Origin of the sequence: Tsuneonella troitsensis (genome assembly GCF_001441535.1) — a bacterium.
In the GTDB taxonomy this organism is placed as follows: domain Bacteria; phylum Pseudomonadota; class Alphaproteobacteria; order Sphingomonadales; family Sphingomonadaceae; genus Tsuneonella; species Tsuneonella troitsensis.
This window is the reverse complement of the sequence record NZ_LMAU01000006.1, coordinates 84,484-103,539: the sequence shown is the minus strand read 5'-3', so window position 1 is coordinate 103,539 and position 19,056 is coordinate 84,484. Positions and strand designations below refer to the sequence as shown.

Sequence of the window (19,056 nt, the reverse complement as noted above, 5' to 3'; positions counted from 1 at the left end):
TGCTCAGACGACCGTCATGCCGGTCGGCACAGGGCGCGCCATGATCGTGCTTCCTAGCAGGAGCATCGACATGGACTTCGACGACACGACGACCTGGCCAATTCGGCTGCGCGACGAAATGCTGCCTTACGCGGCCTTTTACGGCATCGGACTGATCTGGCTCACCGCAGTGGGCACGATGAGCGCATGGGGCCCGGGCCTCGGCTTTTTCGTCACGGCCGCGACAGTTGCGGTCGGGGCGCCGATCGCATTCCTGGTTTCTTTGATGATGGTCTGGCGCATGACCATGTTCGGCATCGACAGTGGCCGCGTGACCACAATGGTCGCGTCCGTCGGTTCGTCGCTCGTCCTGGGAATAGTCGCGCTCAGCCTCACCTTTCCCGCGCTCGCCTTGGGAAGGCGCCTGGGAGAAGCGCAACTGGCAATCCTGGGAGGTTTCTGACGGCCGTTGCGCGGGCGGGATATGCTCGCGCAACGACCGATCAGATCACCAGCCCTTCGGCTTGCCCTTGTTCTGCTCGTCGAGCCACTTCTTCAGCGGTGCGAAGTATTCGAGCATCGGCTTCGCGCTGATCTCGCGCGTGCCGGTGAGCACTTCGAGCGCGTCGGGCCAAGGCTTCGAGGCGCCCATTTCCAGCATGGCGTTCAGCTTCATGCCGACGTCCTTGTTGCCGTAGAAGCTGCAGCGGTGAAGCGGCCCCTTCCACCCGGATATGTCGCACGCGGCCTTGTAGAACTGGAATTGCAGGATGCCGGCCAGGAAGTACCGAGTGTACGGCGTGTTGCCCGGGATATGGTACTTGGCGCCCGGATCGAACGCGTCGGCCGGGCGGGTTACGGGCGGTGTCACGCCCTGATACTGCGTCTTCAGGTCCACCCATGCCTGGTTGTAGGTGGCCGGTGTGATCGTTCCGTCGAACACGCCCCAGCGCCACTTGTCGACCAGCAGGCCGAACGGCAGGAACGCGACCTTGTCCATCGCCTGGCGCAGGAGCAGGCCAGTGTCCTTGTCGGCGGTGGGCACCTTGGCCTTGTCGAGCATTCCGATCTGCACGAGGTATTCGGGCGTGATCGACAGCGCGATCATGTCCCCGATCGCCTCATGGAAGCCGTCGTTCGCACCGTTGAGGAACGTGTAGGGCTGCTGGTTGTAGGCCCGCTGGTAGTAGTTGTGACCGAGTTCGTGATGGACCGTCACGAAGTCTTCCGCGTTGCGCTTGGTGCACATCTTGATGCGCACGTCGTCGATCGTGTCGATGTTCCACGCGCTCGCATGGCACACGACTTCGCGATCGGCGGGCTTCACGAACTGGCTGCGGGTCCAGAAGGTTTCGGGCAGCTCATCGAAGCCGAGCGAGGAGAAGAAACCCTCGCCCGTCTTGACCATGTCCATCTCGCTCATGTTCTTCGCGACGATCAGGTCGCCGATGTCGTAGCCGACGTCGCCCGAGCCTGCCGGCGCGACGAGCGGGTAGATGTTGCCCCAGGTCTGCGCCCACATGTTGCCGAGCAGGTCGGCACGGATCGGTCCCGTCTTGGGCTGCACCGCATCGCCGTGCTTCTCGTTGAGCTTCCAGCGGACGTAAGTGTGCAGCGATTCGTAGAGCGGCTTCGTCTCGGCCCACAGACGCTCGGTCATCGCGGTGAACGCGGCCGGATCCATGTCATAGCCCGAACGCCACATCGCACCGACGTCGGCATAGCCGAGTTCCTTGGCGCCCTCGTTCGAGATGGCGGCCATGCGCGTGTAATCATCCTTCATCGGCGCGCCGACATTGTCGTGCCAGCTCGCCCACATTTCGGAGAGTTCAGCCGGGGTGCGTTCGGGGTTGCCCATCTCGGCCTCGATGTCGGAGCCCGAGATTTCCTTGCCGTTCAGCGTCCCCTTGCCCTTGCCGTACTGGCTGGAAAGCGCGGTCGCGATCGTGCTCAGTTCGGTCGCGGCCCCTTCCGTCGTCGGCGCGGGTAGCGTGATCGTGCCGCGCATCATGTCGAGCTTGCGCTTCACGACCGGGTCGAGGCCCGGCAGCGCCGCGAACTTCGCGGCCTGCAGCGCGTAGTTCACCTGGCGGGATGTCGATGCGGCATTGCTCTTGGCCGCGAGCGCATCGGTATCTTCGGTGATGTAGGTGGCGTTTACCCAAGCGATACGCGCCTCGTCGACCGCAGCGGTGCGCAAGTCTGCCTCGGCGGCGGCGACGAACTGCGCGGCGCCTTCGGGGGTGAGCGGATATGCGGTCGCGGTCTCAGGCGTAGCGGCCGGAGTGGTGGCGGTCTGGGCGACTGCAGGCGTGGCGAGCGCCACCGCGAGCGCGGAAAGCGCGATCGAAGCGTACTTCATGACGGGAAACCTCTCGGGAAGATGCGACTGGATTGTTACGGTTGATACCGCCTTGCACATGTGCCGCGGCTGAATCAAGCCGACAGGAAGCGCACGATCTCCTCGCCCAGCGCCGCTTCGGTGACCGAGCTCATATGCGTTCCGGGCACCTCGACATGGGTCGCATCGGGCAGCGCTTTGGCAAGGGCCACGGGATCGCCGTTGTCGCGGTCCTGCGCGCCGCAGAGTACCATCGTGGGAATGGCGATCTTCGCCAGATCGGCGGCGTCGGTATCGCCGACCGATTCCAGCAGCAGCTTGGCCGCGACCAGATCGACCTTCTGAGTCTTCATGAATGCGACCGCCATGAACGCCGCGTCACCGTGTTTCACCTCGTCGAAACGCGCGATCGCATCGAGGAAGAACGCCGAGCGACGGGTCCAGCCGGCCAGCCCCTCCAACCCCATGCCTGCCAGAACGAGCCGTCGCGGATCGAGCCCGGCGATAACGCCGCGCGCCGCGGTGCGCGAACCGAGCGAGAAACCGACCAGATCGTAATCGGTCAGCCCAAGCCCCTCGACCAGAGCAAAGGTGTCGCGCACCAGCACATCGGTCGGGTAAGCGGCCTTGTCGTGCGGCCTCGCGCTTTTCCCGTGGGCGCGGAAATCGGGCATGATCGCCTCGAACCCGGCGTCGGCGAGCCTTTGCGCGTGGCCGAAGCGGATCCAGTTGGTGGTCGCCTCCGAGAACAGTCCGTGAAGCATCAGGACCGGGCGTCCCGCGCCCAGCCGGTGGACGGCAAGCTCGGCCCCGTCGAAGCCCTCCAGCATCTGCGTCGTCGCCTCGCTCATGCCGGCGGCTCCATGCCCGCATCCTTCCATTTCTGGACCAGAACGTCGTACTCGTCGGTACGGAAGCGCGGGAGGGTGCCGGTGTCGATCCAGGCCTCGAGGATGCTTTCGGCTCCGAAGTGATGCTTGGGGCGGAAGGGCGACGGATCGTCGAAGCTGCCGATGGTCAGGTCCATCCGGGTCGAGCCTTCCTTGAAGCGAAAGCCGAGCGGCGTGCCGCAGTGCGAGCAGAACGGTCGCTCGGCGATCGGCGAGCTGGCGAACCAGTCCGGGGCGCCCTGCCATTCGACGTCGGCCTGCTCCACGCCGACGAACGCCGCCGCCACGCCGCCCGTTGCGCGCTGGCACATACGGCAATGACACAGGTATGCCTCGGCGGGATCGGCCTGCGCCGTATAACGAACGCGGCCACACTGGCAGCCGCCGGTCATCGAAATGCTCATGCTGCCAGCCATATCGCAGCCGGACCGACGCGCAATCCCGATTGCAGGTCATAAGCAGGCTTATTATAGCCAGGCGCATGGACAAGAACATGCCGTATCTCTTGGCTGACAGTTCGCGGGCGCTGCGCCGGTCGTTCAACATGCGAGTGCGCGAAACCGGCGTCACATCGCAGCAGGCGCGCCTCCTCCTTCAGCTCGATCGCACACCCGGTCAGAACCAGTCGTATTACGCCGAGCGGCTCGAGATCGAGCCCATCACGCTGTGCCGCATGGTCGACCGAATGGAGGAAGGTGGCTTGATCGAGCGGCGGCCCGACCCCGGTGACCGGCGCGCGCGCCTGCTCCACCCCACAAAGCGGAGCAAGGCGGAGATCGAGCGCATCCGCGCAGCGCTGGCCGGGCTTATCGAAACCATGCTCGACGGGCTCGACGATGCCGAACAGGCGTTGCTCGCGGCGATGCTGACGCGCATTTCCGAAAATCTCTCGACCCCGGCCAAGGCGATCGCCGCCAATGGCTGAGGCCGATCCCGGGATTGCGACAAAGGAGGCCGCTTCGCCGCACGAGACCCCCGCTTCGCCCCGGCGCAACCGCCGCCTGCTCCTGATGATCTCGCTGCCCCTTGCCTTGCTGATCGGCGCCGGGATTTACTGGTGGAGCCTGCAGGGCAAGGTTTCGACCGACAATGCCTATGTCCAGCAGGACAAGGTCTCGATCGGCGCCGAAGTGGGCGGCAAGATCGTCGAAGTTTTCGTCAAGGACGGACAGGACGTTGCGGCAGGCGACCTGCTCTTCCGAATCGATCCCGAACCCTATCGCCTGCAGATCGGCCAAGCCGACGCGGAAATCGCGATGGCGCAGGCGAACGTCACCGCGCTGGCGAGCTCGGCCGACCTTTCGGGCAGCGATATCGCCGCAGCGCGTGAAGATATCGCGTTCAACCAGGCGACGCTCCAGCGCCAGCAGGCACTGTGGGAGCGCGGGTTCACCACCAAAGCCAGCCTCGAAGCGGCGCAGCACGCGGTCGCGGAATCGCGCGAGCGGATGCGCGCTGCCGAAGCCCGCGCCGCCGAGGCCCGCGCGCGCCTCGCGACCGGTCCGCAGGTCCCCGGAGAAAATCCGCAGGTGGCCGCCGGGCGGGCACAACGCGCGATCGCCGAACTCAATCTGTCGCGGACCGAGGTGCGTGCGCCCATCGCCGGGCGCGTCGCACAGGCGGACCGGATGCAGGCGGGGCAGAACGTCGTGCAGGGATTGCCGGTCCTGACGCTGGTGGCGACGGGCACTACTTATGTGGAGGCGAACTTCAAGGAAACAGACCTTGCCGACATGGCGGTAGGGCAACCGGCCGAACTGCACTTCGATGCCTACCCCGACCTGGTGGTCAAGGGCCGGGTCGCCTCCATCGGCGCCGGAACCGGATCGGAGTTCTCGGTCCTCCCGGCGCAGAACGCCACCGGCAACTGGGTTAAGGTCACCCAGCGCGTGCCCGTGCGCATCGCGATCGATGGTAAGCCGCCGCGCACGATGATCGCCGGCCTTTCGACCGAGGTGACCGTCTTCACCGACGGGCGCGAGTAATGGCCACTGCCGCAGGGAGCCGACCGGCTGCCGGCGCCATTCCCATCGGCGACGAGCCGCAGCTCAAGGTCGCCAACCAGCCGCTGCTGATGGTCGGGATCATGGCAGCGTCGCTGATCCAGATCCTCGACACGACGATCGCCAACGTCGCCATTCCGCACATGCAGAACTCGCTCGGCGCGACCGCCGAAAGCGTCACGTGGGTGCTGACGAGCTACATCATCGCCAGCGCGGTCGCGATGCCGATCACCGGCTGGCTAGCCGACCGTGTCGGCGGACGCCGCCTGTTCATCTGGTCGGTTGCCGCGTTCATCCTCACCTCGATGCTGTGCGGGATGGCGCAGAACCTGGAAGAGATGGTGCTGTTCCGCGCTGCACAAGGTGTGGCGGGCGCTTTCATCCCTCCGCTCAGTCAAAGCTTCATGCTCGATACCGCGCGGCCGAGCCGTCACCCGCAGGTCATGGCGATCTGGGGCATGGGGATCATGCTCGGCCCGATCCTCGGCCCAATCCTGGGCGGCTGGCTGACCGAAAGCGCGAACTGGCGCTGGGTTTTTTACGTGAACCTGCCGATCGGCGCCATCTCGCTCGCCATCCTGATGGCCGAACTGCCGGAGCGTCCCGCCACGCCGCGCCGGTTCGATCTGACGGGCTTCGTACTCATCGGACTGACCCTCGCCTCGTTCCAGCTCATGCTCGACCGGGGAACGCTGCTCGACTGGTTCGATTCGCCGGAGATCTGGCTCTATGCGTTCGTGGCGATAAACGGACTGTGGCTGGCGGTGATCCACCTTGCCAGCGTCCGCCAGCCGATTTTCGATTCCGCGCTTTTCGCCGACCGCAACTTCGCGATCGCGCTAGGCTTCATGGTGGCGATCGGCGTCGTGATGTTCGCCAATATGGCGCTGATGCCACCGATGCTGCAGAACCTGTTCGGATACGGCGTGATCGATACCGGCCTGGTCTTGATGCCGCGCGGGATCGGCATACTGATATCGATGCAAGTGTCCGGCCTGCTGCTCCGCCGCGGGATCGACGCGCGGGTGATCGTGGCGACCGGATTCGCGATCACGGCCTTCTCGCAATGGCAGATGGCGCACTGGTCGTTGCAGGCGGACCAGTGGCACTTCGTCACGACTGGGTTGATCCAGGGCCTCGGGATGGGCCTCGTTTTCATCCCGCTGAACGTCACGGCCTATTCGACATTGGCGCCCCGCCTCCGCACCGAGGCGTCGAGCCTGCTGAACCTCGCGCGATCGCTCGGGGGGTCGGTCGGCATATCGATCGCGACGGTCCTGCTGGGCTACAACATACAGCGCGGGCACGAGGAGATCGGTGCCCATGTGACCGGGGCGACGATCCTGTCGCTCGACCTGGGAGAAATCGACCGTTACCAATCGGCGGGCGACGTCGTCACCACGATGATCGACGCCGAGGTCAACCGGCAGGCGGCGATGCTGGCCTACGTCAACGACTTCTACCTGATGATGTGGCTGGCCATCGCGGCGCTTCCGCTCACGTTGCTGATGCGTAAGGCCGCGCCCCCGCCTTCACCCTCGCCGCATTAGCGAGGCTGCAGGCCTTTCTGCTCCATCCGCCATTTCGCCATCGCGATGCGATCCTGCCCGAAGAACGGCTCGCCTTCGAACACCAGTGTGGGGACTCCCCAATGGCCGGCATCCTCAAGCGCCTGCTGGTTCGCGGCAATCTCGGCGTCGAGCGCTTCGGCCTCGTCGCTCGCTTCGGCATCGAGTTCGGTAAGGTCGAGCCCTGCCTTCGTCGCCGCGCCGGCAAGATGTTCGCCCTCGTGCCAGCCTTGCGCCCCGCCCCAGATCAGGCGGGCTGCTTCGGCAGCGAATGCAAGCCCCTTGCCGCGCCGAGCCGCCGCCTGGCCCAGCCGGGTGATCCGGCGGATGTAGGGCTGCTCCGCGGCAATTTCTCGCGTGGAGGGGTTCTGCACGATCGGATCGGGCCGCGGCGGGCCGAAAGGAATCCCCTCCATCTGCGCCACGCGAAACATGTCGGTGAAGGTGTAACGTAGCCAGTTGGGATGGTTGCGCTCGAAGAAATCGGGCTGGCGGATCGCGAGCGGATAGACCGGGCGCAGCGCGATATCGACCGCGTGAGTCGAGGCAAGATCCCGATACCGCCCGATCGAAAGGTAGCTGTAGGGACTGCGGAAGCTGAAATAGAGGTCGGCGGTCAGCATCGGCAGGTCTCCGGTCAGCGGAAGAAGCAGTTCACCCCGGCATAGAGGCTTTCGATCCGCGCGTCCCGCCCCGTGCCGCTGGCAAAGCCGCCGATCCGCTGGCCATCGGCAGCGACGTATTCGAATTCGCCATCCAGCGTCGAGCCTTCGACGAACTGCGCGCTGCGGGTTACTTCCAGGTCGCGCAGGAGGATGCCAGGGCGGATACCGTCGCTGGTGACGACCGCAGGGTCGGCGTCCGCGAACCAGCCTACCAATCTGTCGTCCTGGAAATTGAGCTTCAGCCCGCCGTATTCGATGAACGCCATCGGACCTGCGCCGCATTCCTCCAGCGTGGTGCGCCTGGGATCGACCATGAGCGCGCTTGCCGCCGCTTCGATCTCGCCGCGCGCTGCGCCAAATGCGAAGCGGGTCGCGGTCGCCGCCGTTCGCCCCAGCGCCACTCCGCCGGCATCGAGGATCGCCTTGCCGGGTTGGCGCTTCGCAGGTTCGGCAGTGACGACATCGGTCGGAGAAGCGGTCGGCGCGGGTGCAGGTGCGGCTTCCTGTTGCTGGCAGGCCGCGAGCGTAAGCATCACAGCAGCCGCGCCGACGATCCGCACCGAGCTCACCCCTTCTTGAGGCAGCGCCGCCCGAGCAGTTCGGCGATCTGGACGGCGTTTAGCGCCGCACCCTTGCGCAGGTTGTCGCTGACGCACCAGATGTTGAGGCCGCTCTCGACCGTCGGGTCCTCGCGAACGCGCGACACGTAAGTTGCCCCGTCACCGACGCACTCGATCGGGGTCACGTATCCGCCGTCCTCGCGCTTGTCGATCAGCATCACGCCCGGAGCCTCGCGGAGGATGTCCTGCGCCGCTTCGGCACTCAGCTCATGCTCGAACTCGATGTTGATCGATTCCGAATGGCCGACGAACACCGGCACGCGCACGCAGGTCGCTGAGACCTTGATCTTGGGGTCGAGAATTTTCTTCGTCTCGACCACCATCTTCCACTCTTCCTTGGTCGATCCGTCGTCCAGGAATGCGTCGATGTGCGGAATCACGTTGAAGGCGATCTGCTTGGTGAACTTCTGGCTTTCCACCTGGTCGCCGACGAAGATCGCGCGGCTCTGCTGGAACAGTTCGTCCATGCCCTGCTTTCCGGCGCCCGACACCGACTGATAGGTCGAAACGACCACGCGCGTGATCCCCGCCGCATCGTGCAGCGGCTTCAACGCGACGACCATCTGCGCGGTCGAGCAGTTGGGATTGGCGATGATGTTCTTGCGGGCGTACCCTTCGATCGCATCCGGGTTCACCTCGGGCACGATCAGCGGCACGTCCGGGTCCATGCGGTAGAACGACGAATTGTCGATCACCACGCAGCCGGCCGCAGCGGCCTTGGGCGCGTATTCCTGCGCGGGTCCACTACCGGCGGCGAACAAGGCGATGTCCCATCCGGTCCAGTCGAAATGCTCGATGTTCTGGCACTTGAGCATCTTGCCGGTGTCACCGAATTCGACTTCGCTGCCCGTCGAGCGCGAGCTTGCGACCGCAGCGACCTCGTCGCACGGGAACTCGCGCTCGGCGAGCACGGCCAGCATTTCGCGGCCTACATTGCCGGTCGCACCGACCACCGCTACCCGGTAACCCACCGCGCGTTCTCCTTCGCAGATGCAAAATTTCGGACCGTCCCCTTACGCCTGTCCGCGCAAAGCGCAACGCCGCGCCGACGTATGCGCGGGATCGGCAAGCCCGGCTCCATAAGAAAAAGGCGCCCCGGACCAGCCGGAGCGCCTTTTCTTGCCCGTGGGGGCCGCGCGCGCTCAGGCGTTCTCGCGGCGCTCCGCGATGCGCGCACGCTTGCCGGTGCGGCCACGCAGGTAATAGAGCTTCGCCCGGCGCACGACGCCGCGGCGAACCACGGCGATGCTTTCGATGTTCGGCGAATAGAGCGGGAATACGCGCTCCACGCCTTCGCCGAAGCTCATCTTGCGAACGGTGAAATTGCTGTTGATGCCCCGGTTCGAACGCGCGATGCACACGCCTTCGAAGTTCTGGGTACGGGTGCGGGTGCCTTCGACAACGCGCACGCCCACGCGGAGCGTGTCGCCCGCGCGGAAGTTCGGAATTTCTTTGCCCTGGGTAAGGGCCTCGACGGCCTCGGCCTCGAGCGTCTGGAGCAGGTTCACTGGTCCTTGTCCTTCGTTTCGCGCTGCGCACCAGAGGCAGGCGGAACCCGAGCGCCACTATGACGCTCCCAAAGGTCCGGCCTGCGTAGCCGTGTGTCGGTCTCGGCCATGGACTTGCGCCATGCCGCGATCCTCGCATGATCCCCCGATCGCAGCACTTCGGGGATCGTGCGCCCTTCCCATTCGTAAGGTCGGGTGAACTGCGGGTATTCGAGAAGCCCCTCTTCGAAGGATTCCTCGGCTCCGCTGAGCGGGGCGCCCATTACGCCGGGGAGAAGGCGAATGCAAGCGTCGAGCAGAGCCAGCGCCGCAGGCTCTCCCCCCGACAGCACGATGTCGCCCAGGCTCACCTGCTCGATCTGCGGCCGCGCTTCGAAAATGCGCTCGTCGAACCCCTCGAACCGGCCGCACAGGATCACCGCGCCGGGACCCGCCGCAAGTGCGCGAACGCGCGCCTGGTCGAGCGGCTTACCGCGCGGCGTCATCGCCAGCACCGGACGATGGTCGGCCACGCTGTCGAGCGCCGCGGCGAGCACGTCGGCCTTGAGGACCATGCCGGCCCCGCCCCCTGCCGGCGTATCGTCGACCGTGCGGTGTTTGTCGGTCGCAAAATTGCGCAGCTGCACCGACTCGAGCGACCAGTCGCCTCGCTCCAGGGCCCGTCCCGCCAGCGAAACGCCGAGCGGCCCGGGAAACATCTCGGGATAGAGCGTTATGACGGTGGCGGCGAATGTCATATGGCCGCCCATGCGCAAGGCTGGAGGGCAAGGCAAGGATGAGCGACGAAGAAGCCGGCGCGCCCGACGACTGCATCATCATCGGTGCCGGCCCTGCGGGGCTGACCGCCGCGATCTATCTGGCGCGCTACCATCTTTCGATCCGCATGTTCGACAGCGGCGAAAGCCGGGCGGCGTGGATTCCCACAAGCCACAACCACGCCGGGTTTCCCGACGGGATCAACGGCAAGGAACTGCTTGCCCGGATGCGCGAGCAGGCGCGCAAGTATGGCGCGCTGCGTGAGGAGAAGAGGGTTCAGCACCTCGCCAGGACCGGCGATTGCTTCACCGTCGGTACCGACAGCGGCACCTACCGTGCGCGGACCGTGTTGTTGGCCACGGGCGTCGTCAACCGGCGGCCGGACGCGCTTCCGGACGATTTCCATGACGAGGCTCTTGCACGCGGACTGCTGCGATACTGTCCGGTTTGCGACGGATACGAAGTCACCGACAAGCGGGTCGCTATCATCGGATCGGGCAAGCACGGCACCGCCGAGGCGCTGTTCCTGCGCGGGTTCACGAAGCACATCACGCTTGCCTGCCCAAAAGGCGAGCATGACCTGGACGACGAATGCGCCCGCCAGTTGGCCGACGCGGGGATCAAGGTCGTTTCCGGCCCTTGCGGCGGATACACGATAGAAGGCGATGCGATCGCGTTCGACGCTGGCGACCAGCGGGTAACGGTCGACAGCATCTACCCTGCGCTCGGCTCGCATATCCGGTCCGAGCTGGCGAAACTTGCCGGTGCGCGCCTGAGCGAAGACGGCAGCGTGATCGTGGACGATCACATGGAAACAAGTGTGTCTGGCCTATTCGGCGCAGGCGACGTGGTGCTGGGCCTCGATCAGATCAGCCACGCTATGGGCATGGCCGGCGTCGCCGCAACGACCATCCGCAACAAGCTCGCCGAAGATCGGCCGATCAGACGATGAACGCCGGGTCCACCACCGCGCGGTCCTGATCCCAGTCGGGAACCGCGTCCGAGTTCATGGGGACCATCGCGCGCTTGCCGCTCTCGAGCTCGATCTCGAGAACGTCCCCGGCGCCGAAATTCGCGACGGAAACGACCGTTCCGATCGGTTTGCCTTCAGGCGATATCGCCGCAAGGCCAATCAGATCGGCATGGTAATACTCGCCTTCGCCCAATGGAGGCATGGCCGAGCGCGGCACCGCCAGCGCCGTCCCGCGCAGCCGCTCGGCAGCCGTCCGGTCAGCGATCTCGGCAAAGCGAGCGATCGCGCCGCCCTTGCCGTCGTCGCGCAGCTTCTTCGGCGTCAGCGCGCCGTCGTTGAAGCTCTTGTATCGGGAGAGCGATTCCACGCCTTCGCCGAACAGTTTCAGGCGGACTTCGCCCGTCACTCCGTGTGCGCCGGTCACGGCGGCCAGAGTGACGGGCTTGTCCATCGGGCTTAGCCCTCGGCCTTCTCGTCGGTGGCCGCAGCGGCCTCGGCATCGGCGGCTTCGTCGACGACGGTGCCGCCTTCGGAAGCTTCTTCCGCCATCGCGGCGGCATCTTCGGCGGTCGCGTCAGCCGGGGTTTCGTCGGCGACTGCTTCTGCCACAGCTTCAGCGGTCTCTTCCGACTTTACCGAACCGGTGGCATCGCTTTCGGCCTCTGCGGGAGCAGCTTCGGCCTCGACTTCGGGCTCGGGCGCCGGAGCGGCAGCGGCCTCGGCGGCAGCTTCCTCGGCGGCGGCAGCCTTGGCGGCACGCTCCTCGGCGCGCTCCTTGGCGGCTTCGCCCGGTTCACCCTTCTTGGGGTTGCTGCGCGCTGCGCGCTCCTTGACGCCGGCGGCGTCGAGGAAACGGGCGACACGGTCCGACGGCTGCGCGCCGACCGACAGCCAGTGCTTTGCACGATCGGCGTCGATCTTCACGCGGTTCTCGTCGTCTTTGGCGAGCAGCGGGTTGTAGGTGCCGATTTGTTCGAGGTATTTGCCGTCGCGCGAGGCGCGGCTGTCCGCAACCACGATGCGGTAGTACGGACGCTTCTTCGCGCCACCGCGCGACAGACGAATTGCAACTGCCATTTTACTTCACCTTTCTGAACTTAAAACCTGAAATCACTTCTTTTTCATCAAATCCTGCAAATTGCCGGGCAGCGCCCCGCTGCCCAAGCCGGGGAGCGAGGGAGGCGCGCCGCCTCCACCCATTCCACCCAATGCTCCGCCCAGGCCGCCCTTCCCGAAGGCGGCGGCCAAACCCTTGAAACCGCCCATCTTGCGAATCTGCTTCATCGCGCGGGCCATTTCTTGGTGCATCTTGAGCAGCTTGTTGACGTCCTGCACTTCCAGCCCGGCACCGGCAGCCACGCGCTTCTTGCGCTTGGCGTTCATCAGTTCGGGCCGCTCGCGCTCCTTGGGCGTCATCGATCCGATGATCGCGTCCATATGAACGAGGACCTTGTCGTCCATGCCCGACTGGGCCATCGCCTGCTTGGCCTTCTTCATGCCCGGCATCATGCCGGCGAGCATTCCGAGGCCGCCCATGTTCTGCATCTGCTTGAGCTGGGTACGCAAATCGTTGAGGTCGAACTGCCCCTTGGCCATGCGCTTGGCGAGCGCCTCGGCGTCTTCTTCCTTGATGTGCGCGGCGGCCTTCTCGACCAGGCTGACGACGTCGCCCATGCCCAGGATGCGGTCCGCAACGCGGCCAGGGTGAAACGCTTCGAGCGCGTCGAGCTTTTCGCCCGTACCGGCGAACTTGATCGGCTTGCCCGTGACATGCCGCATCGACAGCGCCGCACCGCCGCGCGCATCGCCGTCCATCCGGGTCAGCACGACACCGGTCAGCGGCACCTCGCCCGAGAACGACTGAGCGACGTTCACCGCGTCCTGGCCGGTGAGCGAATCGACCACCAACAGCACTTCGGTGGGGACCGAGACCGAGGCGACCGCCTTCATCTCGTCCATCAACGCCTGGTCGACGTGAAGCCGGCCGGCAGTGTCGAGCAGGAGAACGTCGATGTTCTGCAGCCGCGCCGATTCGAGCGCGCGGCGGGCGATGTCGACCGGCTGCTGGCCCTTGACGATCGGCAGCGTCGCGACGTCGACCTGCGTGCCGAGCACCGCGAGCTGTTCCTGCGCCGCGGGCCGCGCGACGTCGAGCGAGGCCATCAGCGCCTTCTTGCCGTGCTTCTCGCGGATCCACTTAGCGAGCTTGGCGGTCGTGGTCGTCTTGCCGGAGCCCTGGAGGCCCACCATCATGACGACGACGGGCGGCTTGGCGGCGAGGTTGAGCCCTTCGGCGACCGCGCCGTCACCGCCGCCGAGCATCTCGACCAGCTCGTCGTGGACGATCTTGACGACCTGCTGGCCCGGCGTGACCGAGCGCAGGACGTCCTGGCCGATGGCCTTTTCGGTGACCGAATCGATGAAGCGCCGGGCGACCGGCAGCGCGACGTCGGCTTCCAGCAGCGCGACGCGGACTTCGCGCATGGCATCGCGCACGTCCTGCTCGCTCAGCGCGCCGCGACCGCGCAGGCGGTCGAAGACGGTACCGAGGCGATCGGACAGGGTGTCGAACATGCGCTACCTCAAACTGGGCGGTTTCCCGCCAAATGCGAAAAACGCCGGCGGACGAAACCTCGTCGGCCAGCGTGCGAGCCTCATAGAGAGAAACCCGACTTTATCTGTTCCGATGGTGGAGCCTAGCGGGATCGAACCGCTGACCTCCTGCATGCCATGCAGGCGCTCTCCCAGCTGAGCTAAGGCCCCGTACCATCGATATGTGCCGAACCCGAGGGACCGGCGAAACCGCCAAATCGGCAGGCCGCGCCCTTTATGGGGCGAGCCTGCCGTTGGCAAGACACTTATTCGTCCCGGTTATTCGTCGACGTCGTCGTCGTCGCCGCCGGTAGTCACGCCGAGATCGTCGTCACCGCCGAGATCGACATCGTTGTCGGGCGAATCGTCGTCCTCGTCGACGTTGAGGTCTTCCAGATCGTCGTCGTCCGCCAAATCGCTGTCGGGTTCGACGTCCTTCTTCTTCTCTTCCTCGAACGGGATCGGCTGCTTCGACTTGAGCACCGGTTCGGGCGACCACTTCTCGCCGCATTCGATGCATTCGACCGGTTCGTCCTTGCCCAGGTCGTAGAAGCGTTCACCGCACTTGGGGCACTGGCGCTTCGTGCCCCACTCTGGCTTGACCATTGTAAATCCTCAGGTGCTGCCTGCCCGGAAGGGGACAGGGCGAAATGTCATGAAACTTGATGGATGTCCGGCGCACCGGAATCAAGAGCGGGCGCGCCTTGCCAGAACCCACCCCCGCTGTCAAAAGCCGCGCGCCTCAGGCCGACCATGAACCATAGCGACCTTCCCTCCCCGCGCCGCTTCAGCGCCGCCGCACCCTTGCGTGGCCGCATCCGCGTGCCCGGCGACAAGTCGATCAGCCACCGCTCGATCATGCTCGGCGCGCTGGCGGTGGGCGAGACGCGGGTGACCGGCCTGCTCGAGGGCGAGGACGTGATGGCCACCGCCGCTGCCATGCGCGCGATGGGCGCGACTATCGAGAAGCACAGCGATCGCTGGTCGATCCACGGCGTCGGCGTCGGCGGATTGCTCCAGCCGCAGGCGGCGCTCGACATGGGCAATTCGGGCACGTCCACGCGGCTGCTGATGGGCCTGATCGCCAGCCACGCGATCACTGCGGCGTTCACCGGGGACGCCAGCCTGTCGAAACGCCCGATGGGGCGGGTCATCGAACCGCTGAGCCGCATCGGCGCAAGCTTCACCCCCTCGCCCGGGGGTCGCCTGCCGCTGATGATGACCGGAGCCAGCGTACCCGTACCGATCGAATACCGTCTGCCGGTCGCGTCCGCGCAGGTGAAGAGCGCTGTGCTGCTGGCGGGATTGAATACCGCCGGCATCACCACCGTCATCGAACCGGTCCCGACCCGCGACCACTCCGAACGGATGCTGCGCGGCTTCGGCGCCGATATCGAGGTCGAGGTGATGGGCGGCGAGCGGATCATCCATATTCGCGGCGAGGCCGACCTCAAGCCCCAGACGATCGAGGTGCCGGGCGATCCCTCGTCGGCCGCGTTCTTCATGGTGGCCGCCAGCATCGTTCCCGGCAGCGACCTCATGATCGAGAACGTCGGCCTCAATCCCACGCGCGCCGGCCTGGTCGAGGTGCTGCGCCAGATGGGCGCGATCATCGACGAAGTGGACCGCCGCGAGTTCGGCGGCGAGCCGGTGGCCGACCTGCACGTCCGCCACGCTCCGCTGACCGGGATCGAGGTCGACCCCGCCCTCGCCCCGAGCATGATCGACGAGTTTCCCGTCCTGTTCATCGCCGCCGCGATGGCCCACGGGCGCACGGTCACGCGCGGTCTCGACGAGCTGCGGGTCAAGGAATCGGACCGCCTGTCCGCCATGGCCGCCGCGCTCACCGCGGCCGGTGCGAACGTCGAGGAAGCCGAAGACGGACTGATCATCGACGGGACCGGCGGCGATCCGCTGCGCGGTACGTCGAACGCGCGGGTGCAGACCCATCTCGACCACCGCATCGCAATGGCGATGGCGGTCGCCGGCCTCGTATCGAAGGACGGCGTCGAAATCGACGATACCCGCCCAATCGCCACCAGTTTCCCGACGTTCGAAGACCTGCTTGAAGGAGCCACGCAAAGCTGATGCCCGGAATATCGTCATTCGAAGCCGATCTCATCGGCTTTGCCGGAAGCTTCCTGATCGTCGCGGCCTTTGCCTACAGCAACCTTTCGAAAAGCATGAACCTGCTCGTGTTCAACGTGGCGAACTTCTTCGGCGCCGCGCTGCTCGCGATCTCGCTGACGGTAAATTACAACCTGCCGACGATGGTGCTCGAGATCGTGTGGATGGGCATTGCCCTGTTCGGTATCGCGAAGGCGCTGCGGGCGCGAGCGAAGCCGCAATGATCATCGCCGTCGACGGTCCCACCGCCTCGGGCAAGGGCACGATCGCGCGCGGTCTCGCGGCACACTATGGCCTGCCCTATCTCGATACCGGCCTGCTCTATCGCGCCGTGGGCCGCCAGGTGTTCATCGACGGGGGCGATCCGGACGAGGCGGGAGACGCGCTCGCGGGGACGGCTTTCCCCGACGCCCTGCTCGCTGATCCGTCGTTGCGCAGCGAGGAGACAGGCGGCCTCGCCAGCCGGGTGTCGATCCATCCCTCGGTCCGGCAGGCGCTTTACGAGCGGCAGCGCAAGTTCGCCGAGCAGCCCGGCGGAGCGGTGCTCGACGGCCGTGACATCGCCACCGTCATCGCGCCCGACGCGGACGTGAAGTTGTTCGTCACCGCCAGCGTCGAAGCGCGTGCAGAGCGGCGGTGGAAGGAAATGCGCGAGAGTGGAATCGAGGTCTCGCTCGACGATATCGCGCAGGACATTCGCGCCCGCGACGAACGAGATGCCAATCGCGCCGAAGCCCCGCTGCGCGTCGCGGAAGGCGCGTTCGTGATCGACAATTCCGCGATGACCCGCGAACAGGCGCTCGCCGCGGCGATCGAGGCGGTGGAGGCCGCGCGGCGGGGCTAATTCCAGAGAATACCATTTTCCTACAAACGGATAGCCGGTCCATTATCGCGCGATATGGAACCCGCCACGGACGTTCTCCCTCTCCGCAGGCTCGCCTTCCGCTTGCCGCAACGGAAAGTCACACCCGAAGATGCGAAAAGGCGCGTCTTGCCGAGGGCAGGTGCCCACTGCCCGGGTTTCGAAAAACCGCGGCAAACCGTGACACGCCCCGCTCCAGCCAAAGCTTGCTTTCGCGCCCCCTCGGGCGTATGGGCGCGCCGTCCCAGTCAGCACCCGCTCGACAGGACCTTCGCTTGGCATCCGGCCTTGCGGAGACGACGGCCCTCTTGCCCCGTTAGCCCCGCAATCGTGCGGGAGACGGGTAAAGACCCGGGTAAAACCCGAGGCCGGTAGCAAAACGTGAACAGGAAACCTGACTCTATGGCATCGACTGCCAACCCCACACGCGCCGATTTCGAGGCGCTGCTCAACGAACAGCTCGGCGGCGCCGGCGAAGACGGCTTCGAAGGCCGCGTCGTCAAGGGCACCGTGACCGCCATCGAAAACGGCATGGCGATCATCGACGTCGGCCTGAAGAGCGAAGGCCGCATCAACCTCAAGGAATTCGAGCGCGGCGAAGAAGACGGCTCGCACGGCCTGTCGGTAGGCTCTGAGGTCGAAGTGTTCGTCGACCGCGTCGAGAACGCCGACGGCGAAGCGATGCTCAGCCGCGACCGCGCCCGCCGCGAAGCCGCGTGGGACAAGCTCGAAAGCGAATTCGGCGAAGGCAAGCGCGTCGACGGCCGGATTTTCGGCCGCGTCAAGGGCGGCTTCACCGTCGACCTCGACGGCGCCGTGGCCTTCCTTCCCGGAAGCCAGGTCGATATCCGCCCCGTGCGCGACGTCGGCCCGCTGATGGACATGCCGCAGCCGTTCCAGATCCTGAAGATGGACCGCCGCCGCGGTAACATCGTCGTTTCGCGCCGCGCGGTCCTCGAAGAAACCCGCGCCGAACAGCGCAGCGAGCTGATCGACAAGCTGGCCGAGGGCCAGGTGATCGAAGGCGTCGTGAAGAACATCACCGATTACGGTGCGTTCGTGGACCTGGGCGGCATCGACGGCCTGCTCCACGTCACCGACATGAGCTACAAGCGGGTCAACCACCCGAACGAGGTGATCAACATCGGCGACACCGTCACCGTGCAGATCATCCGCATCAACCCCGAAACCCAGCGCATCAGCCTTGGCATGAAGCAGCTGGAAAGCGATCCGTGGGATGGCGTCGCCGCCAAGTACCCGATCGGCATGAAGATGTCCGGCACGGTGACCAACATCACCGAATACGGCGCCTTCGTCGAGATCGAGCCCGGCATCGAGGGCCTGGTCCACGTTTCGGAAATGAGCTGGACCAAGAAGAACGTCCACCCCGGCAAGATCGTTTCGACTTCGCAGGAAGTCGAAGTGATGGTGCTGGAGGTCGACAGCGACAAGCGCCGCATCAGCCTCGGCCTCAAGCAGGCCCAGCGCAATCCGTGGGAAGAGTTCGCCGAAGCACACCCGGTCGGTGCGAAGGTCACCGGCGAAGTCAAGAACGCCACCGAGTTCGGCCTGTTCATCGGCCTGCCCGGCGACGTCGACGGCATGGTCCACATGTCGGACATCGCCTGGGGCATCTCGGGCGAAGACGCGCTGGCGCTGCACCGCAAGGGTGAAGAGGTCGAAGCCGTCGTTCTCGACGTCGACGTCGAGAAGGAGCGCATCAGCCTCGGCATGAAGCAGCTCGAAAAGGGTGCCCCGGCGGCCGGCGGCACCAGCGCCGCTTCGGCTGGCGGCATCAAGAAGAACGACGTCGTCACGGTCACCGTGCTCGAAGTGCGCGACGGCGGCCTCGAAGTGCAGGTCGGCGACGACGGCGCGACGGGCTTCATCAAGCGCAGCGACCTTGGCCGCGACCGCGACGAGCAGCGTCCCGACCGCTTCCAGGTCGGCGCGAAGCTCGACGCCATGGTCATCGGCTTCGATCGTTCGAAGAAGCCCAACTTCTCGGTCAAGGCGCGCCAGATCGCCGAAGAGAAGCAGGCCGTCGAGCAGTATGGTTCGTCCGATTCGGGCGCATCGCTGGGCGACATCCTGGGCGAAGCGCTGAAGGCGAAGCAGGACTGATCCGCGCATCCGCAAGGAGCTTGCGGGTTACAGCGGGGTAGTCGAGGT

20 protein-coding genes, 1 tRNA gene and 1 pseudogene are annotated in these 19,056 nt (G+C 65.7%); 9 read left to right on the top strand and 13 right to left on the bottom strand.

The window, feature by feature from the left end; genetic code table 11:
* Window positions 1-16 precede the first annotated feature (16 nt).
* Entirely contained in the window at window positions 17-442 is a 426-nt protein-coding gene (locus tag AR323_RS13045) for a hypothetical protein (RefSeq protein ID WP_057884411.1), read from the top strand.
* A 45-nt stretch (window positions 443-487) separates the two neighbouring features.
* On the opposite strand, the gene AR323_RS13040 is transcribed toward AR323_RS13045, so the two are convergent.
* From AR323_RS13040 to AR323_RS13030, 3 genes are all read right to left on the bottom strand, one after another.
* Window positions 488-2,341 carry a M2 family metallopeptidase gene (locus AR323_RS13040; protein WP_057884410.1) on the bottom strand — a complete coding sequence of 618 codons (1,854 nt, stop codon included), beginning with the start codon at window positions 2,339-2,341 and terminating at the stop codon, window positions 488-490.
* Window positions 2,342-2,415: 74 nt separating this feature from the next.
* Entirely contained in the window at window positions 2,416-3,171 is a 756-nt protein-coding gene (locus AR323_RS13035) for an alpha/beta fold hydrolase (RefSeq protein ID WP_057884409.1), read from the bottom strand.
* Window positions 3,168-3,614: a GFA family protein gene (locus AR323_RS13030; protein ID WP_057884471.1), complete on the bottom strand. Its 447-nt coding sequence runs from the start codon at window positions 3,612-3,614 to the stop codon at window positions 3,168-3,170. Before AR323_RS13030 ends, AR323_RS13035 begins: the two co-directional genes overlap by 4 nt.
* A 77-nt stretch (window positions 3,615-3,691) precedes the next feature.
* Between AR323_RS13030 and AR323_RS13025 the strand changes: the two genes are divergently transcribed.
* From AR323_RS13025 to AR323_RS13015, 3 genes are read left to right on the top strand one after another with little or no spacing between them, the layout of a single operon-like run.
* Complete coding sequence (locus tag AR323_RS13025; protein WP_057884408.1) at window positions 3,692-4,135, top strand: MarR family winged helix-turn-helix transcriptional regulator; 444 nt, start codon at window positions 3,692-3,694, stop codon at window positions 4,133-4,135.
* The gene (locus tag AR323_RS13020; RefSeq protein ID WP_057884407.1) at window positions 4,128-5,195 is read left to right on the top strand and encodes an HlyD family secretion protein; all 1,068 of its coding nucleotides are present in this window, start codon (window positions 4,128-4,130) and stop codon (window positions 5,193-5,195) included. Before AR323_RS13025 ends, AR323_RS13020 begins: the two co-directional genes overlap by 8 nt.
* A complete protein-coding gene (locus AR323_RS13015) occupies window positions 5,195-6,763 on the top strand; it encodes a DHA2 family efflux MFS transporter permease subunit (RefSeq protein ID WP_057884406.1) in 1,569 nt (522 codons plus the stop codon). Before AR323_RS13020 ends, AR323_RS13015 begins: the two co-directional genes overlap by 1 nt.
* Here the strand turns inward: AR323_RS13015 and AR323_RS13010 are convergent.
* From AR323_RS13010 to trmD, 5 genes are all read right to left on the bottom strand, one after another.
* On the bottom strand, window positions 6,760-7,404 hold the full coding sequence (locus tag AR323_RS13010) for a 2-hydroxychromene-2-carboxylate isomerase (RefSeq protein ID WP_057884405.1): 645 nt from the start codon (window positions 7,402-7,404) through the stop codon (window positions 6,760-6,762). The genes AR323_RS13015 and AR323_RS13010 overlap by 4 nt on opposite strands.
* A gap of 14 nt (window positions 7,405-7,418) precedes the next feature.
* A complete protein-coding gene (locus AR323_RS13005; protein ID WP_161808760.1) occupies window positions 7,419-8,006 on the bottom strand; it encodes an aspartate-semialdehyde dehydrogenase in 588 nt (195 codons plus the stop codon).
* A gap of 5 nt (window positions 8,007-8,011) precedes the next feature.
* The gene (locus AR323_RS13000) at window positions 8,012-9,037 is read right to left on the bottom strand and encodes an aspartate-semialdehyde dehydrogenase (RefSeq protein WP_057884403.1); all 1,026 of its coding nucleotides are present in this window, start codon (window positions 9,035-9,037) and stop codon (window positions 8,012-8,014) included.
* A gap of 171 nt (window positions 9,038-9,208) precedes the next feature.
* The gene (gene rplS, locus AR323_RS12995; protein WP_057884402.1) at window positions 9,209-9,574 is read right to left on the bottom strand and encodes a 50S ribosomal protein L19; all 366 of its coding nucleotides are present in this window, start codon (window positions 9,572-9,574) and stop codon (window positions 9,209-9,211) included.
* On the bottom strand, window positions 9,571-10,311 hold the full coding sequence (gene trmD / locus AR323_RS12990) for a tRNA (guanosine(37)-N1)-methyltransferase TrmD (protein ID WP_057884470.1): 741 nt from the start codon (window positions 10,309-10,311) through the stop codon (window positions 9,571-9,573). Before trmD ends, rplS begins: the two co-directional genes overlap by 4 nt.
* 38 nt (window positions 10,312-10,349) lie before the next feature.
* Between trmD and AR323_RS12985 the strand changes: the two genes are divergently transcribed.
* Complete coding sequence (locus AR323_RS12985) at window positions 10,350-11,282, top strand: NAD(P)/FAD-dependent oxidoreductase (protein ID WP_057884401.1); 933 nt, start codon at window positions 10,350-10,352, stop codon at window positions 11,280-11,282.
* Here AR323_RS12985 and rimM read toward each other — a convergent pair.
* The 5 genes and pseudogenes from rimM to AR323_RS12960 all read right to left on the bottom strand — a co-directional run bounded on the left by rimM (window position 11,272) and on the right by AR323_RS12960 (window position 14,501).
* The gene (gene rimM / locus AR323_RS12980; protein ID WP_057884400.1) at window positions 11,272-11,754 is read right to left on the bottom strand and encodes a ribosome maturation factor RimM; all 483 of its coding nucleotides are present in this window, start codon (window positions 11,752-11,754) and stop codon (window positions 11,272-11,274) included. The genes AR323_RS12985 and rimM overlap by 11 nt on opposite strands.
* A gap of 158 nt (window positions 11,755-11,912) precedes the next feature.
* A pseudogene (gene rpsP, locus AR323_RS15300) lies at window positions 11,913-12,380 on the bottom strand (30S ribosomal protein S16); the annotation flags it as partial.
* Between the two features lie 33 nt (window positions 12,381-12,413).
* Window positions 12,414-13,877, bottom strand: coding sequence for a signal recognition particle protein (gene ffh, locus AR323_RS12970; RefSeq protein WP_057884398.1), 1,464 nt, complete (start codon window positions 13,875-13,877; stop codon window positions 12,414-12,416).
* A 113-nt stretch (window positions 13,878-13,990) separates the two neighbouring features.
* Window positions 13,991-14,066 (bottom strand) — tRNA-Ala (locus AR323_RS12965).
* Window positions 14,067-14,174: 108 nt separating this feature from the next.
* Window positions 14,175-14,501, bottom strand: coding sequence for a TIGR02300 family protein (locus AR323_RS12960; RefSeq protein ID WP_057884397.1), 327 nt, complete (start codon window positions 14,499-14,501; stop codon window positions 14,175-14,177).
* Window positions 14,502-14,648: 147 nt separating this feature from the next.
* Here AR323_RS12960 and aroA point away from each other — a divergent pair, with 147 nt between their 5' ends.
* From aroA to rpsA, 4 genes are all read left to right on the top strand, one after another.
* Window positions 14,649-15,983, top strand: a complete 1,335-nt coding sequence (gene aroA, locus AR323_RS12955; protein ID WP_057884396.1) for a 3-phosphoshikimate 1-carboxyvinyltransferase — start codon at window positions 14,649-14,651, stop codon at window positions 15,981-15,983.
* Window positions 15,983-16,246: a CBU_0592 family membrane protein gene (locus AR323_RS12950; protein WP_083495437.1), complete on the top strand. Its 264-nt coding sequence runs from the start codon at window positions 15,983-15,985 to the stop codon at window positions 16,244-16,246. Before aroA ends, AR323_RS12950 begins: the two co-directional genes overlap by 1 nt.
* Window positions 16,243-16,866: a (d)CMP kinase gene (locus AR323_RS12945; protein ID WP_057884395.1), complete on the top strand. Its 624-nt coding sequence runs from the start codon at window positions 16,243-16,245 to the stop codon at window positions 16,864-16,866. The genes AR323_RS12950 and AR323_RS12945 overlap by 4 nt, the downstream gene beginning before the upstream one ends.
* Before the next feature lie 420 nt (window positions 16,867-17,286).
* Complete coding sequence (gene rpsA, locus AR323_RS12940) at window positions 17,287-19,008, top strand: 30S ribosomal protein S1 (RefSeq protein ID WP_057884394.1); 1,722 nt, start codon at window positions 17,287-17,289, stop codon at window positions 19,006-19,008.
* The last annotated feature ends 48 nt before the right edge of the window (window positions 19,009-19,056 follow it).